19 protein-coding genes and 1 pseudogene are annotated in these 12,926 nt (G+C 39.4%); 15 read left to right on the forward strand and 5 right to left on the reverse strand.

Annotated features, from left to right (window positions below):
• The first annotated feature begins 1 nt into the window (after window position 1).
• From thiO to UP17_RS10595, 4 genes are read left to right on the forward strand one after another with little or no spacing between them, the layout of a single operon-like run.
• The gene (thiO, locus tag UP17_RS10580) at window positions 2-1,126 is read left to right on the forward strand and encodes a glycine oxidase ThiO (protein ID WP_061462976.1); all 1,125 of its coding nucleotides are present in this window, start codon (window positions 2-4) and stop codon (window positions 1,124-1,126) included.
• A 14-nt stretch (window positions 1,127-1,140) separates the two neighbouring features.
• Window positions 1,141-1,344 (forward strand): sulfur carrier protein ThiS, encoded by a 204-nt coding sequence (gene thiS, locus UP17_RS10585; protein ID WP_061462977.1) that lies wholly within the window; start codon window positions 1,141-1,143, stop codon window positions 1,342-1,344.
• Between the two features lies 1 nt (window position 1,345).
• Window positions 1,346-2,113: a thiazole synthase gene (locus UP17_RS10590; protein ID WP_061462978.1), complete on the forward strand. Its 768-nt coding sequence runs from the start codon at window positions 1,346-1,348 to the stop codon at window positions 2,111-2,113.
• On the forward strand, window positions 2,110-3,129 hold the full coding sequence (locus tag UP17_RS10595) for a thiazole biosynthesis adenylyltransferase ThiF (protein ID WP_061462979.1): 1,020 nt from the start codon (window positions 2,110-2,112) through the stop codon (window positions 3,127-3,129). Before UP17_RS10590 ends, UP17_RS10595 begins: the two co-directional genes overlap by 4 nt.
• A 187-nt stretch (window positions 3,130-3,316) precedes the next feature.
• Here the strand turns inward: UP17_RS10595 and UP17_RS10600 are convergent, their stop codons facing one another.
• A complete protein-coding gene (locus UP17_RS10600; RefSeq protein WP_061462980.1) occupies window positions 3,317-3,451 on the reverse strand; it encodes a small acid-soluble spore protein P in 135 nt (44 codons plus the stop codon).
• Between the two features lie 113 nt (window positions 3,452-3,564).
• Between UP17_RS10600 and UP17_RS10605 the strand changes: the two genes are divergently transcribed.
• Window positions 3,565-3,828, forward strand: coding sequence for a hypothetical protein (locus UP17_RS10605; RefSeq protein ID WP_061462981.1), 264 nt, complete (start codon window positions 3,565-3,567; stop codon window positions 3,826-3,828).
• 116 nt (window positions 3,829-3,944) lie between these two features.
• Here UP17_RS10605 and sspO read toward each other — a convergent pair whose 3' ends face one another.
• Window positions 3,945-4,097: a small acid-soluble spore protein O gene (gene sspO / locus UP17_RS10610; RefSeq protein WP_034312428.1), complete on the reverse strand. Its 153-nt coding sequence runs from the start codon at window positions 4,095-4,097 to the stop codon at window positions 3,945-3,947.
• A gap of 386 nt (window positions 4,098-4,483) precedes the next feature.
• Here sspO and acnA point away from each other — a divergent pair, with 386 nt between their 5' ends.
• The 7 genes from acnA (at window position 4,484) to UP17_RS10640 (ending at window position 9,798) form a co-directional block, all read left to right on the forward strand.
• Complete coding sequence (gene acnA / locus UP17_RS10615) at window positions 4,484-7,195, forward strand: aconitate hydratase AcnA (RefSeq protein WP_061462982.1); 2,712 nt, start codon at window positions 4,484-4,486, stop codon at window positions 7,193-7,195.
• A 206-nt stretch (window positions 7,196-7,401) separates the two neighbouring features.
• The gene (locus tag UP17_RS10620; protein WP_061462983.1) at window positions 7,402-7,935 is read left to right on the forward strand and encodes a TlpA disulfide reductase family protein; all 534 of its coding nucleotides are present in this window, start codon (window positions 7,402-7,404) and stop codon (window positions 7,933-7,935) included.
• 251 nt (window positions 7,936-8,186) lie between these two features.
• The gene (locus UP17_RS26375; protein ID WP_081108788.1) at window positions 8,187-8,315 is read left to right on the forward strand and encodes an FbpB family small basic protein; all 129 of its coding nucleotides are present in this window, start codon (window positions 8,187-8,189) and stop codon (window positions 8,313-8,315) included.
• A gap of 140 nt (window positions 8,316-8,455) precedes the next feature.
• A complete protein-coding gene (locus UP17_RS10625; protein WP_048678620.1) occupies window positions 8,456-8,599 on the forward strand; it encodes an acid-soluble spore protein N in 144 nt (47 codons plus the stop codon).
• A gap of 56 nt (window positions 8,600-8,655) precedes the next feature.
• Complete coding sequence (tlp, locus tag UP17_RS10630; protein ID WP_061462984.1) at window positions 8,656-8,901, forward strand: small acid-soluble spore protein Tlp; 246 nt, start codon at window positions 8,656-8,658, stop codon at window positions 8,899-8,901.
• 146 nt (window positions 8,902-9,047) lie between these two features.
• Window positions 9,048-9,479: an acyl-CoA thioesterase gene (locus UP17_RS10635; protein WP_061462985.1), complete on the forward strand. Its 432-nt coding sequence runs from the start codon at window positions 9,048-9,050 to the stop codon at window positions 9,477-9,479.
• Window positions 9,480-9,504: 25 nt separating this feature from the next.
• A complete protein-coding gene (locus tag UP17_RS10640) occupies window positions 9,505-9,798 on the forward strand; it encodes a hypothetical protein (protein ID WP_061462986.1) in 294 nt (97 codons plus the stop codon).
• Window positions 9,799-9,836: 38 nt separating this feature from the next.
• Here UP17_RS10640 and UP17_RS10645 read toward each other — a convergent pair whose 3' ends face one another.
• The gene (locus tag UP17_RS10645) at window positions 9,837-10,133 is read right to left on the reverse strand and encodes a HesB/YadR/YfhF family protein (protein WP_061462987.1); all 297 of its coding nucleotides are present in this window, start codon (window positions 10,131-10,133) and stop codon (window positions 9,837-9,839) included.
• Window positions 10,134-10,243: 110 nt separating this feature from the next.
• Here UP17_RS10645 and UP17_RS26380 point away from each other — a divergent pair.
• Window positions 10,244-10,441: pseudogene (locus UP17_RS26380) on the forward strand (NUDIX domain-containing protein); the annotation flags it as partial.
• Complete coding sequence (locus UP17_RS27505) at window positions 10,395-10,589, forward strand: NUDIX hydrolase (protein WP_061462988.1); 195 nt, start codon at window positions 10,395-10,397, stop codon at window positions 10,587-10,589. The pseudogene UP17_RS26380 and the gene UP17_RS27505, both read left to right, overlap by 47 nt.
• Before the next feature lie 558 nt (window positions 10,590-11,147).
• On the opposite strand, the gene UP17_RS26385 is transcribed toward UP17_RS27505, so the two are convergent.
• Window positions 11,148-11,291, reverse strand: coding sequence for a YycC family protein (locus tag UP17_RS26385; RefSeq protein ID WP_081108790.1), 144 nt, complete (start codon window positions 11,289-11,291; stop codon window positions 11,148-11,150).
• Between the two features lie 540 nt (window positions 11,292-11,831).
• Between UP17_RS26385 and UP17_RS26390 the strand changes: the two genes are divergently transcribed.
• On the forward strand, window positions 11,832-11,966 hold the full coding sequence (locus tag UP17_RS26390; RefSeq protein WP_081108994.1) for a methyl-accepting chemotaxis protein: 135 nt from the start codon (window positions 11,832-11,834) through the stop codon (window positions 11,964-11,966).
• A gap of 63 nt (window positions 11,967-12,029) precedes the next feature.
• On the opposite strand, the gene plsY is transcribed toward UP17_RS26390, so the two are convergent.
• A complete protein-coding gene (gene plsY / locus UP17_RS10655; protein WP_061462989.1) occupies window positions 12,030-12,617 on the reverse strand; it encodes a glycerol-3-phosphate 1-O-acyltransferase PlsY in 588 nt (195 codons plus the stop codon).
• Window positions 12,618-12,926 lie beyond the last annotated feature (309 nt).

Here is a 12,926-nt window from a genome sequence, read left to right on the forward strand (position 1 = left end):
GATGAATTCCATATATGATGCAATCATTGTTGGGGGAGGAGTAATTGGTGGATCCATTGCTTTTCAATTAGCCAAACGAGGTAAAAAGGTCCTTTTATTGGAAAAAGATAGACTTGCCAGTAAAGCTTCCGGTGCTGCAGCCGGGATGTTAGGAGCACAGGCTGAGCTGGATGCAGATAACCCGCTCTTTACATTGGCAAGCCGAAGCAGGGGGATGTTTCCTGCACTGTCGAAAGAATTGAAAGACATAAGTGGAATAGACATCGAATTAGTGAATAAGGGTATGTTTAAGGTGGCGCTTACGGATGACCAGGTTGCAGAGCTGAAGAAAATGATCAAAGTCCAGCAAGATGCGGGACTTGAGGCGGAATGGTTATCTACTGCCGAAATAAGGAAAACGGAACCGCTTCTATCGGATGAGATTAAGGGAGGCATGTTCATTCCGGGGGATGGACAAGTTTCAGCAACAAGGCTGTCGCTCGCTTTTACTAAATCTGCAGCTGCCCTTGGTGTGGATATAAAGGAATTTGTCCATGTTTTTGATTTACGTACGGAAAATGGATATGTAAAAGGAGTGTCCACTAATATAGGGGAATTTTCAAGTGAAAATGTAATTGTGGCAAGTGGGGCGTGGAGTGCTTTCCTCCTTGAAAAGTCAGGAATAAACCTCGATACCTATCCGATAAAGGGGGAGTGCTTCTCCGTCCTGACTGATCGTCCATTGCTTGAAAAAACGATCTTTTCACATGGCTGCTATCTTGTACCCAAAGTTGGCGGGAGAATCATTGTCGGGGCAACGGTAAAAGCGAACACTTTCGATCAAAAGGTAAGTATGGAAGGGATCTCAACGTTAATAGAAAAGGCAACGCAATTGCTTCCGGCAATTAAAGAAACCGAGTGGGAAAAGACATGGGCAGGTATACGCCCTCAAACAGGGGACGGCCTGCCGTACTTTGGTGAACATCCAGCATACAAAGGACTTTTCATTGCAACGGGTCACTTCAGGAATGGTATCCTGCTTTCTCCAATTACAGGCGTACTTATTGCGGATATTGTGGAAGGGAAGACAAACCCTGAATGGTCCGCTTTTCGATTGGAGCGTTCGATACAGACCCAATTTTCATAATGGAGGTGAATGAATTGGAATTGATTATTAACGGGGAAAAAATACGGATTCCTGCTGATGAGTCAACAGTTACAGGACTTTTGCAACACTTTAATTTACATCAAAAAGTAGTGATCGTTGAATTGAATGATGAAATATTAGCAAAAGAAAATCAAAGTGAAACACTTTTGTCAAATGGGGACAAGGTCGAGATTGTACATTTTGTAGGAGGCGGATGATATGTTAAAGATTGGTTCTTATGAATTTTCTTCTAGGTTATTATTAGGTACTGGGAAATATCCAAACTTCGATGTTCAAAAGCAATCAGTGGAGGTTTCGGAGACGGAAATATTAACATTTGCAGTTCGGAGAATGAACATTTTCGAAGCCAGTCAACCAAATTTTTTAGAAAAGCTTGATTTGAAAAAATATACCCTCCTTCCCAATACAGCAGGAGCCAAGACGGCAAAAGAAGCAGTGCGCATAGCCCAACTTGCTAAGGCTTCCGGGTTATGTGACATGATTAAGGTGGAAGTCATCGGCTGTCAAAAAACACTTCTGCCTGATCCGATTGAAACCTTAAAAGCTGCTGAAGAATTAGTGAAACTGGGATTCACTGTATTACCCTATACTTCGGATGATGTTTTGCTTGCAAAACGCTTGGAAGAAGTAGGCTGTCATGCAATAATGCCTGGTGCTTCACCGATTGGCTCAGGTCAAGGAATTATAAACCCACTGAACTTGCGATTCATCATGGAACAATCAGAGGTTCCTGTAATTGTTGATGCAGGGATTGGAACACCCTCCGATGCGGCAATTGCCATGGAATTAGGTGCGGATGGCGTGTTGCTTAACACTGCAGTTTCCGGAGCAAAAAACCCAATCAAAATGGCGAAAGCAATGAAACTTGCCATTGAGGCAGGTCGCATGGGTTATGAAGCGGGCAGAATAGAAAAAAATGAGTACGCCATTGCAAGCAGTCCAGTTGAAGGAATGAGCATTGGATGACTGAACGTTATTCACGACAAGAAATTTTTGGCCCTATAGGGCATGAAGGACAATTGAAAATTCGCAATAAACACGTTTTGATGATTGGGGCGGGTGCTCTCGGTACGGGAAGTGCAGAAGGACTTGTACGAGCAGGAATTGGGAAACTGACCATTGTTGACAGAGATTATGTGGAGTGGAGCAACCTGCAAAGACAACAGCTTTATTGTGAAGAAGATGCTGAAAAAAGAATACCGAAAGCTGTGGCAGCCAAGAATCGTTTGAATGCGTTAAATTCAGATGTTATCGTAAAATCGCATGTTGCGGATGTTTCGGTGGATGAACTGGCAAAGCTCGTTGAAGGCGTGGATTTAATATTGGACGCCACTGATAATTTCGATACCAGGATGCTAATTAATGATAGCGCACAAAAATATAAAATACCCTGGATTTACGGGGCCTGTGTCGGGAGTTATGGGATAAGTTACACGGTGATCCCAGAGGTGACCCCATGCTTGAATTGTTTGCTGGAAACGGTTCCGATTGGAGGACTGACCTGTGATACTGCGGGAATCATTAGTCCTGCTGTACAAACGGTCGTTGCCCACCAAATGACGGAAGCCTTAAAAATCCTTATAGAAGATTATGCATCACTTAGAAACAAGATCGTTTCGTTCGATCTTTGGAAAAATGAGCATTCGTCCATAGATGTAGCGAAATTAAAAAAAGACAGTTGTTTGTCTTGTGGGACAAATCGTACTTATCCGCATCTATCCTATTCAAATCGTATAAAGACTGCCGTATTATGCGGGAGGGATTCTGTCCAGATTCGGCCGGCGATGAAACTTGAAAGAGACTTAGCGGAACTTGAAACAAATCTGTTTGCACAAGGTGGCAAAATCGTTAGAAATCCCTATTTACTTTCATTTTCAATCGGAACCCATCGAATGGTTGTTTTTAAAGATGGACGTGCTTTGATCCATGGAACAAAAGATATCTCAGAAGCCAAAACTTTATATCATCGTTATTTTGGCTGAATAACTGAAATGAACGGATTTGAAATCCAAGGTAAAGTGTTTTAAAGAGGTACCGATAATTTCTGCATTATAATAGGAAGTTATCGAACATTCTTCTTGCGACTTGATTGCTGCGTAAACATCAAACGAAAGCGGTGTCTGCCTTAAGGGCGGCACCGCTTCGTTATGGAACGTTTATAAAAGCTGCCTACATATCATGACTGCTATTATGCTTCTGACGGGAGTGCTGTCTATTTTTTACCTTATGAGAACCGCTTAACGGTGCAGGTTGACCTGTGTTATTCCCTTTAGGTGCGTTATTTTTACCATCATTTTTGTTCATGTGCGATCCCTCCTACTTCTTAAGATAATCAGTCCGTGAAATTTTATTCACATACATATATTTGAAAACCTCGTACATGCTATGGATGGACACTAATTAAGGAGCTGAACCAAATGCAGGATAAACAAGATAAGCGAAGGACATTCCAGGAAGCCCAGCAAAGCTATCAACAAGTATTTGATGTATATTCATCCATCGAGAAGAACGCACCGAATTACGGAACGGAATTGAAACATGTGAAGCAGGAGGTGAACGAGGCCTATCAGCAAATTCAATCTGCTTTAGTCACCGCTTCCGAGCATCAGAGAGAGCAATTGAAACAATTCGAGCAGGATATTCAGGCAATCGTCAATGAGGTCAATTCAGAGGACTATTGAGTGACTGGTTCTATCCGGCGTTTCCTGTTTTTAGAATGGAATAGGCTTCTTGAAAAATGCAGTAAATCTGCCATTTCAAAAAGCCTATCTTATTTAAAGCCTAGAAATGAGGGAAATCATTGGTTTTTCTTTCTTTTTTTATTATTTTGCCTTTGCATTTCCGATAATGGCGGTTCATTTCCCAGTTCATCATTATACCCAGCTCCATTACCTTGCGCTTTTGCAGCATTCATACCTGGTATAACATGATTTGCCTTTTGTTTTGTCATTTCGACACCTCCACCCATAGAATGCGATAATGTTGAATGATTATGTATGAATGACCAATATGTTTTACTGGAATAATTTATCAGGCAAAAAATAGGGGTATTTTCGATAAATTGCATATCAGTAAGGCTTCCTAAATGCACTTTAATATGTGGGGAATTTTTTTCTATAAGAGAAACTTATCAAAAACAATAACTTTCTTGTTATTTACTTATACTCATTTCTATATTAGTATTAAGTTGAAGGAAGAGTTAGGGTGGGAGAAGAGAGAAGAAATTCGACAAACTAACTTTTTTTACTTATATTTATAGTAGACATGGTTTCAGAGAACCAGGTTTTACTTTTATGTGCAGAATAAGTTCTGACAGTTTAATTGGGGGTAATATTCATGACGAAAAATGACGTATACCAAGCGCGTAAATCCTTTGAAATTGAAGGGGAACGCTACAACTACTACAGCCTAGACGCTATTGAAAAAGCAGGGGACGGCCAAGTTTCACGCCTTCCATATTCCATTAAAGTCCTACTTGAAGCAGTACTTCGCCAAGTAGACGGAAGAGTAATCACAAAAGAACACGTTGCGAACCTTGCTAAGTGGGGAACAAGTGAGCAGCAAGATATAGATGTTCCGTTCAAGCCTTCACGTGTTATCCTACAAGATTTCACTGGTGTTCCAGTTGTTGTAGATTTAGCTTCTCTACGTAATGCATTCGCTGCACTTGGTGGAGATCCTGATAAAATCAACCCGGAAATTCCAGTTGACCTTGTAATCGACCACTCTGTACAAGTTGATAAAGCAGGTACAATTGATTCTCTTGATGCCAATATGGATCTTGAATTCGAACGTAATGCAGAACGTTACCAGTTCCTAAGCTGGGCTCAAAAATCATTCAATAACTACCGTGCGGTTCCACCAGCAACTGGTATCGTTCACCAAGTTAACCTTGAGTACCTTGCGAACGTAGTACATGCGGTTGAATCTCCAAACGGCGACTTTGAAGTATTCCCTGACTCTGTATTCGGTACGGATTCACATACTACTATGATCAACGGTATTGGTGTTCTTGGTTGGGGTGTCGGCGGTATTGAAGCAGAAGCAGGTATGCTTGGACAGCCTTCATACTTCCCAGTACCAAAAGTGGTTGGTGTGAAACTAACTGGTCAACTTCCTAAAGGAACAACAGCTACTGACCTTGCATTGAAAGTAACCCAAGTTCTTCGTGCACACGGCGTAGTTGGTAAATTTGTTGAGTTCTACGGCCCTGGAGTAGGATATCTTCCACTTGCTGACCGTGCAACAATTGCTAACATGGCTCCTGAATACGGTGCTACAGTCGGTTTCTTCCCAGTTGATGCAGAAGCTATCGATTACATGCGCTTAACAGGCCGCGATGAAAAACAAATTAAAGTTGTTGAATCTTACTGCAAAGAAAATGGATTGTTCTACTCTCCTGAAAACGAAGATCCAGCTTACAATGATGTTGTGGAAATCGACCTTTCAGCAATTGAACCAAACCTTTCAGGCCCTAAACGCCCGCAAGATTTGATTCCACTTTCTCAAATGAAACAATCTTTCCATGATGCTATCAATGCACCTATGGGTAACCAAGGTTTCGGCATGGACAATTCTGAATTGGATAAAGAAGTAACTGTTAAATTTGCCGATGGTAAAGAAGCGGTAATGAAAACAGGTGCGATTGCAATTGCTGCAATCACAAGCTGTACGAACACTTCTAACCCATACGTAATGCTTGGAGCAGGTCTTATTGCTAAAAAAGCAGTTGAAAAAGGATTGACTGTTCCGGATTATGTAAAAACATCATTGGCACCAGGTTCTAAAGTTGTTACTGGTTACCTTCGTGATGCAGGTCTTCAACCATACCTTGATCAATTAGGGTTCAACGTAGTTGGATATGGCTGTACAACATGTATCGGTAACTCAGGTCCATTAGCGGACGAAATCGAAGCAGCGGTTGCTGAAGCAGATCTTCTAGTAACTTCAGTACTTTCTGGTAACCGTAACTTTGAAGGTCGTATTCATCCACTAGTGAAAGCAAACTACCTTGCTTCACCTACTTTGGTTGTGGCATATGCTCTTGCTGGAACTGTGGACTTTGATCTAAACAATGATTCACTTGGTAAAGATAAAGATGGCAACGATGTATATCTTGCTGATATCTGGCCATCACAAGAAGAAGTTAACGCTGCTGTTAAAGCAACAGTTACACCGGAATTATTCCGTAAAGAATACGAAACAGTATTCAACGATAACAAACGTTGGAATGAAATCAAAACAAGCAACGAAGCAATTTACGCTTTCGATTCTAAATCAACATACATTCAAAATCCTCCATTCTTTGAAGGATTATCACCAGAACCAGGTTCAGTTAACCCACTTTCTGGCTTGCGCGTAGTTGGTAAATTCGGTGACTCAGTAACAACTGACCACATTTCTCCTGCAGGTGCAATCGGTAAAGATACACCAGCTGGTATCTACCTTCGTGAAAATGGTGTGAAACCACGTGACTTTAACTCTTACGGTTCTCGTCGTGGTAACCATGAAGCAATGATGCGTGGAACATTCGCAAACATTCGTATCCGTAACCAAGTTGCTCCAGGTACAGAAGGTGGTTACACTACTTACTGGCCAACAGGCGATGTAATGGCTATCTATGATGCTTGTATGAAATACAAAGCTGATGGAACAGGTCTTGCTGTCATTGCTGGTAAAGACTACGGTATGGGAAGCTCTCGTGACTGGGCTGCAAAAGGTACTAACCTTCTTGGCATTAAAACAGTTATCGCTGAAAGCTTCGAGCGTATTCACCGTTCTAACCTTGCGTTAATGGGTGTTCTTCCTCTTCAATTCAAAGAAGGCGAAAACGCTGAAACACTAGGATTAACTGGAAAAGAAGCGATTGCTGTTAAAATCGACGAAACAGTTAAACCACGTGATATCGTAACAGTTACAGCTACTGATGAAGCTGGAAACGTAAAAGAATTTGATGTACTTGTTCGTTTCGACTCTGAAATCGAAATCGACTACTACCGTCACGGTGGTATCCTTCAAATGGTATTACGTAATAAATTAAAAGGCTAATTTAAGCTTTTGAGGAGCGGCAACCTACATGTGTAGGTTTGCCGCTTTTTTTGTGTCAAGTTTATGAAACAATGAGAGATCATGATATGATTTAATGGAATTGCACTTTTCCGCATACCCTTTTATTGTTAAGATGGAATAGGGAAGTTGTTCTATTTCTGGAAATGGACTAATATTTTTATTGTAATGGGACTAGGGGGACGAGTATGATTAAAAAGATTATTGCTTCGGTGGTCTTACTGTCACTTATTACGATAGCAATCGTGCAGGCGATGGATAATGAACCGAAGGGAAAAGACGAAAAAGATTCATTGGGCGGATTGAAAATTGGAGCTAAAGCACCGGATTTCAACCTGAAAACTTTGGATGGGAAACAGGTTGAATTATCGGATTATAAGGGAAAAAAGGTAATGCTGAATTTTTGGGCAACGTGGTGTCCGCCTTGTAAAAAGGAAATGCCGGATATGGAGAAATATACACAACAGGCTGGTGATGATGTCGTCGTTCTAGCTGTCAATATTGACCCGGAAAATGATGTGAAGTCCTTTGTAAATAATAATGGAATTACTTTTACCATACCCTTGGACAGTCAAAGTGCAAAAAATCCAGTGAATGATCTTTACAATATTTCTTTTATTCCAACAACGTACTTCATCGACAAAAAAGGCATTATCAGGAATAAGGTAATATCACCCATGCAACTTACAGATATGGAACGAAACATTAATAGCATGCAGTAGCGGAACCTTTATAAGGTTCCGTTTATTTGTTAACAAAGTTGTCAAAAATTAATGGAAAAATCAAAAAAATTAAAAAAATATAGTTAATGTTTATGAAAAAAGGGTTAAAGTATAGAGAGTGGAGAAATTGGATTTTTATCAGGTTAAAAATCTGATAATTATGACAATTAATGGAGTGAAGACCATATAGTCATAATTTTACGTTAATTAGGCAATGCTGAATAGTATATTAAAAATAAGTAGGTGAAAGCATGAAAAAAAGAAAAAGGACATTTGAAGAATTAATTAAAGAAAACAAAAAGGAATTATTGATGGACGTTAAACAAATGGAAAGACTTGAGGAACGTCTGGAAAAAAAACATATGCAAAAGGCTGAATAGATTTTGCACAAGATTCCTTAAAAAGAGCCAATGCCATGAAGGTCCCTTCAAAGTGCTGGCTCTTTTTTCATGGCTTTTTCAAAAACTGGCATTCATGAATTTCCGCTTTTTTATCCATGATAAGAGGAGGAGGCGATAGAATGGGTAATCCAAAAAAAGATTCCAAACACTTTAGACCGAGCCATCAAGGGACACAACCGATAGCAGCGGGTGGGAATAACGGTAAGAAAATGCAGGACAAATCCGGCAAACATGCTCAGGTCATTCAAACTAAAGGCGAGTAACCGGGGGATAATAATCGTAATAATATTATGTAAACAAATAACGTGAGGTGAAATTAATGGGCTCATATAAACACAATCAGGATAACCGTTTGGATAATGTTGAAAAAATTCAGGATGCAATTCAAAATACAGAAGAAAACATAAACGCTGCAAATGAAACGTTATCATTTTCTTCAGAGGTGGAAAAAATGTCAATTAAGGCCAAAAATGACCGAAGAAGAAAGAGCATCGAGGGAATGAAGGAAGAAATGCAAGATGAACAAGAAGCACGGGAAAGCGGTTATAATAACGATAATATTTAACAAATAGGTAAAGGGGAGAAAGAGGCGCGTAATCTTTCTCCCCTTCTTTATATAGTGAAGCAGACAGTTGAGACAGCTTAAATGAATTTTGAACAGTTGTTATGTTAAAATGTTTATTGCAATAGAAATGAAAGCGGGGAAACAAAATGTTCATAGCTGAAAACGAAATTGAAGTGCGGTATGCAGAGACGGATCAAATGGGTGTCGTTTACCATGCGAATTATTTTATCTGGATGGAACTAGGCAGGACAAAATTGATAAATGATTTAGGATTTTATTATGCTGATATGGAGGCGGATGGCATCCTCTCACCTGTTATGGATATTCAGGCTTCGTATAAAACCCCTGTTAGATATGGTGATAAGGTAAAGGTTAAAACCTGGATTGAAAAATATGACGGCTTACGGGTCATTTATGGATATGAGATCGTAAATGAGAAAAATGAAGTGGCGGCTACAGGTCATTCTTCTCACGTTTGCGTTAAAAAGGAGACCTTCCGCCCGATATCCATTAAACGGATGTTTCCTGATTGGCATGAGGCCTATGAGAAAAATAAAAAGCAGGATGAATTGGTTTAATGACAATCATTGAGGTGATTAAGAAATGGCTTTTGGGATTAAACGGGCAGATGTAGTAACCTGGAAGCAGAAAATCGATCAAGGTCAAATAGCTTTTTTAACTCATTATTGGCTGGACGACCGATTTCCTGGTTGCAAGACGGTTACAAAAGTGGGATGCAAAGATTTACGGCGTTTATCGGAGTGGGGTAAGAAATACGGGCTTAAAAAAGAGTGGATTCATCACAGGAAGGATGGCTACTCGCATTTCGATCTTTTAGGGGACAAGCAAAAGGAAATTCTTAGGGCGGAAAATATTAAAGAGCATCTGCTCGATTGAAACAAGGAAAAACAGCAGTTTACACCGCTGCTTTATTGTCAAGCACTCTTTTCATAGTGAAATTCAGGTTCAGTCAGTTTTTCATTAAAAGTAATAAGTAAATCGTGACCATCAAAGTACCATAAATCTTTTTCTTCTACATAAAAATTAATCTCATTCATAGTTGTTACGGCTGCTGCAGTTTCAGGTTCTTCTTTCATGATACCTAATGAAAAGCCGCTTTGGACGGAACTATGCCCGCCATATCTTACATAAAAGCGCAAATGAGAGCCTTCTTGAAGCCCCAGCTCATCAATATACCACTTAGCTGCTTGATCGGAAATGGTCAGTTTCATACTAATTCTCCTTCCTAGAGGTTCGTTATTTAAGTATAAAGTAATTATGAAGTAGATGCGAATAATGTGGATTTAAGAAAGGAAACGACTATCGCCAAAAGAATCCGAATAGGCATAAATTCAATGGTATAGGCGGGAAAATAGAACAAGGTGAAACCATCGATGAATCGATGGAACGCGAAATTCTAGAAGAAACTGGATTGAAGGTAAGGGGTATGGCCTTTCGAGGGGGTGTGATATGGAATCAAACGGGTGGAATGTATGTTTACAGAGCTGAAGAGGCAGGAGGCGGGCTTTCCTGCCTGTGATGAAGGGGAACTTGCCTGGAAGCCATATCAAAAGGTTATGGAGGCAAATGAAGTTGTTTCCAACATAGAGTATTATCTAAAAGATATATTACAGGATGACAGCCACAGGAATTTGCCTGTTCCTATGCCGTTGCCTGATTTAATTTAAATGACTTTCACCAATTGAAAAATCGCCCATAAGCGGTTTTTTTGCATATTTTGTTTCATGGGCTAAATATCACAAAGAGGTAGAATTAAATTCTGAATATTTGTATATTTAATGGGTAACAAATATTCTGGAAAGTATATATTTGGATGATAAAAGTGAAATGCCATCTAATTAATTTCCTTATATAGAGGGGGCAGCTGATTGCGGAAAACAGAGCTGTTAAAATGGAGTACAGAAATGGTGTTGCTTTCATTATTGGCTCAAAAGAAAATGTAAGGGTATGAGATGATCGAACAGCTCAAACAGTTAAGTGATGGTTATTTACATTATAAAGAAAGCATGTTTTATATCCAGCTTTAAAAAGACTGGAGGAGAAAGAGTATGTAAATAGTTACTGGCAGGATATAAGGACCGAAAAGGAAAAATTATTATGCGACGAAATTGGGTATTGCTCAGTTTCAAGATCAATGGGAAGAATTGAACGCCTTTCAAGGGTAATCCGTAAGGTCGTTTCACACATATATGAACGCACACAAAAATAGCTGCAGATTCCTGCAGCTATTTTGTATTTTCTTGTGCTTCAGCCTCGGCAAGCTTTCTCAGCAAGACGGGTGTAGGCATATGCATGATTTGCTCTAAAGGCAAGTTTAGGGACTTGGATAACTTTAATGCGGTTTCCGGTGATATTTGCAATGGCTTCATGGCACTTTCTCCAATCAATTTTTATTAGCTAATTCCAGTTTAGCCTCTGTTCTCCAATTATTCAATCCTTACTTGACCATTTCTCCATCAAACAAAATCCATACTATTCTTTTGATGGGAAGTTAATGAAGAAAAATTCTAGTACCTTATACCTTGACAATAGAATTGGATCCAAGGGCAGAATAGGGTTTTTTATGGTTCGAATGAACTGTATATTTTCAATTGAATGGATATTAAGCTCGTATGATTTGATGGAATATCTTAGATTCGTCTTATCGTAATTTACAAGATCAGGGGGAGTGGGAAAATGGGGATATTCATAAATCGAAGCCGAAAAAAGCAATCTGGTTTCAAAAAGCAAAAGAGACAGAGGGTATATTGGATGTAAGCAGTGAACAGGTGAAACTTCTGGTAACCTTGTTATTTTCATGAAAAATGTTGATGAAAACCGTTTTATTAAACCAATCCTTCTTAAGCATTACCGAGTTTATTAAGCTTGTACCGCCGACCAGACAAATTTACTATCATTGAACTAAAGCCATCGAGGCAGCGCATGCAGGCGAACATGGTAATGGATTTGCGGCTGTTTCGAATGAGCTCAGGAAACTTGCTGAACAGACTAAAAAGTCGATAGCTGAAATGGGTGCAATCGTGCAAACATCAAATGAATTATAGAATGGAAAAAAGCCCGTGCGTCGGACGGGCTTTTTCCCATTTAAATATCCTCAAGAATTTCTCTTACAGCCATTTGACTTTGGGTTCAGTTTTATCGATAATTCGTTTAATGTTCGCCCGATGCCGGTAAAAAATGAAAATCGTTAATATACCGATTACAATAATAAGGGCCAAATCATTTGTATGAAACACTAAACTGTATATAAGAGCAAGAAGACAAGCAATCATCGAAGAAAGCGAGACATATTTGGATATGTATAAGGTAATGAAGAATATGATGACGGCAATGACAAAAAGTAATGGTTCATAAGCAAGAATGACACCGGCAGAAGTTGCCACCGCTTTCCCGCCCCGAAAGTTTGCGAAAATGGGAAACATATGCCCAATGACGGCAAATAAGCCAGCTAGCAATAAATTCATTTCCACGCCTAGCAATAACGGGAGAAAAGTTGCTAGAGTTCCCTTTAGGATATCCATGGTAGTAACGGTAAGCCCTGCCTTGACACCTAGTGTCCGGAAGGTATTTGTCCCACCCAGATTTTTACTGCCATGCTCCCTAATGTCGATTTTGTAAAAGGTTTTACCGATAATTAAACCGGAAGGAATCGAACCAATCAAGTAGGCAGACAGTATAGTGATGAATGTAAGCATTGTATGACCCTTTCTTTATAGAAAAATCTTCTTATTTTTATCACGATTAAGAGGCTGTTTTTTCCCTTTTTCGGAAATAAACTGAAGGAATAGCTAAAAAACAACCTAAAAATACCTGATATGCTTCTCTTATTGTAACATTTTCGTGACAAAATGGTACGGATGTCCAAAAAAAATCCATTGAAAAATGAATTTTCCTTGTTGAACATCCGTTTTTTGATATACGTTTAAGTTCATGAAGGGCAAAAGGTTTATGTTTTCTTATTTTCGTAAATATAATGAAGAGTACCTAATTGTGTATAATGATAC

Origin of the sequence: Peribacillus simplex, from assembly GCF_001578185.1 — a bacterium.
Taxonomy (GTDB): domain Bacteria; phylum Bacillota; class Bacilli; order Bacillales; family DSM-1321; genus Peribacillus; species Peribacillus simplex_A.

Excerpts from the sequence above, each read along its gene's own strand:
- thiO (WP_061462976.1), top strand. The coding sequence starts at position 2 with ATGAATTCCATATATGATGCAATCATTGTTGGGGGAGGAGTAATTGGT.
- UP17_RS10590 (WP_061462978.1), top strand. The coding sequence starts at position 1,346 with ATGTTAAAGATTGGTTCTTATGAATTTTCTTCTAGGTTATTATTAGGT.
- UP17_RS10595 (WP_061462979.1), top strand. The coding sequence starts at position 2,110 with ATGACTGAACGTTATTCACGACAAGAAATTTTTGGCCCTATAGGGCAT.
- UP17_RS10600 (WP_061462980.1), bottom strand. The coding sequence starts at position 3,451 with ATGAACAAAAATGATGGTAAAAATAACGCACCTAAAGGGAATAACACA.
- UP17_RS10605 (WP_061462981.1), top strand. The coding sequence starts at position 3,565 with ATGCAGGATAAACAAGATAAGCGAAGGACATTCCAGGAAGCCCAGCAA.
- sspO (WP_034312428.1), bottom strand. The coding sequence starts at position 4,097 with ATGACAAAACAAAAGGCAAATCATGTTATACCAGGTATGAATGCTGCA.
- acnA (WP_061462982.1), top strand. The coding sequence starts at position 4,484 with ATGACGAAAAATGACGTATACCAAGCGCGTAAATCCTTTGAAATTGAA.
- UP17_RS10620 (WP_061462983.1), top strand. The coding sequence starts at position 7,402 with ATGATTAAAAAGATTATTGCTTCGGTGGTCTTACTGTCACTTATTACG.
- UP17_RS26375 (WP_081108788.1), top strand. The coding sequence starts at position 8,187 with ATGAAAAAAAGAAAAAGGACATTTGAAGAATTAATTAAAGAAAACAAA.
- UP17_RS10625 (WP_048678620.1), top strand. The coding sequence starts at position 8,456 with ATGGGTAATCCAAAAAAAGATTCCAAACACTTTAGACCGAGCCATCAA.
- tlp (WP_061462984.1), top strand. The coding sequence starts at position 8,656 with ATGGGCTCATATAAACACAATCAGGATAACCGTTTGGATAATGTTGAA.
- UP17_RS10635 (WP_061462985.1), top strand. The coding sequence starts at position 9,048 with ATGTTCATAGCTGAAAACGAAATTGAAGTGCGGTATGCAGAGACGGAT.
- UP17_RS10640 (WP_061462986.1), top strand. The coding sequence starts at position 9,505 with ATGGCTTTTGGGATTAAACGGGCAGATGTAGTAACCTGGAAGCAGAAA.
- UP17_RS10645 (WP_061462987.1), bottom strand. The coding sequence starts at position 10,133 with ATGAAACTGACCATTTCCGATCAAGCAGCTAAGTGGTATATTGATGAG.
- UP17_RS27505 (WP_061462988.1), top strand. The coding sequence starts at position 10,395 with ATGTTTACAGAGCTGAAGAGGCAGGAGGCGGGCTTTCCTGCCTGTGAT.
- UP17_RS26385 (WP_081108790.1), bottom strand. The coding sequence starts at position 11,291 with ATGAAGCCATTGCAAATATCACCGGAAACCGCATTAAAGTTATCCAAG.
- plsY (WP_061462989.1), bottom strand. The coding sequence starts at position 12,617 with ATGCTTACATTCATCACTATACTGTCTGCCTACTTGATTGGTTCGATT.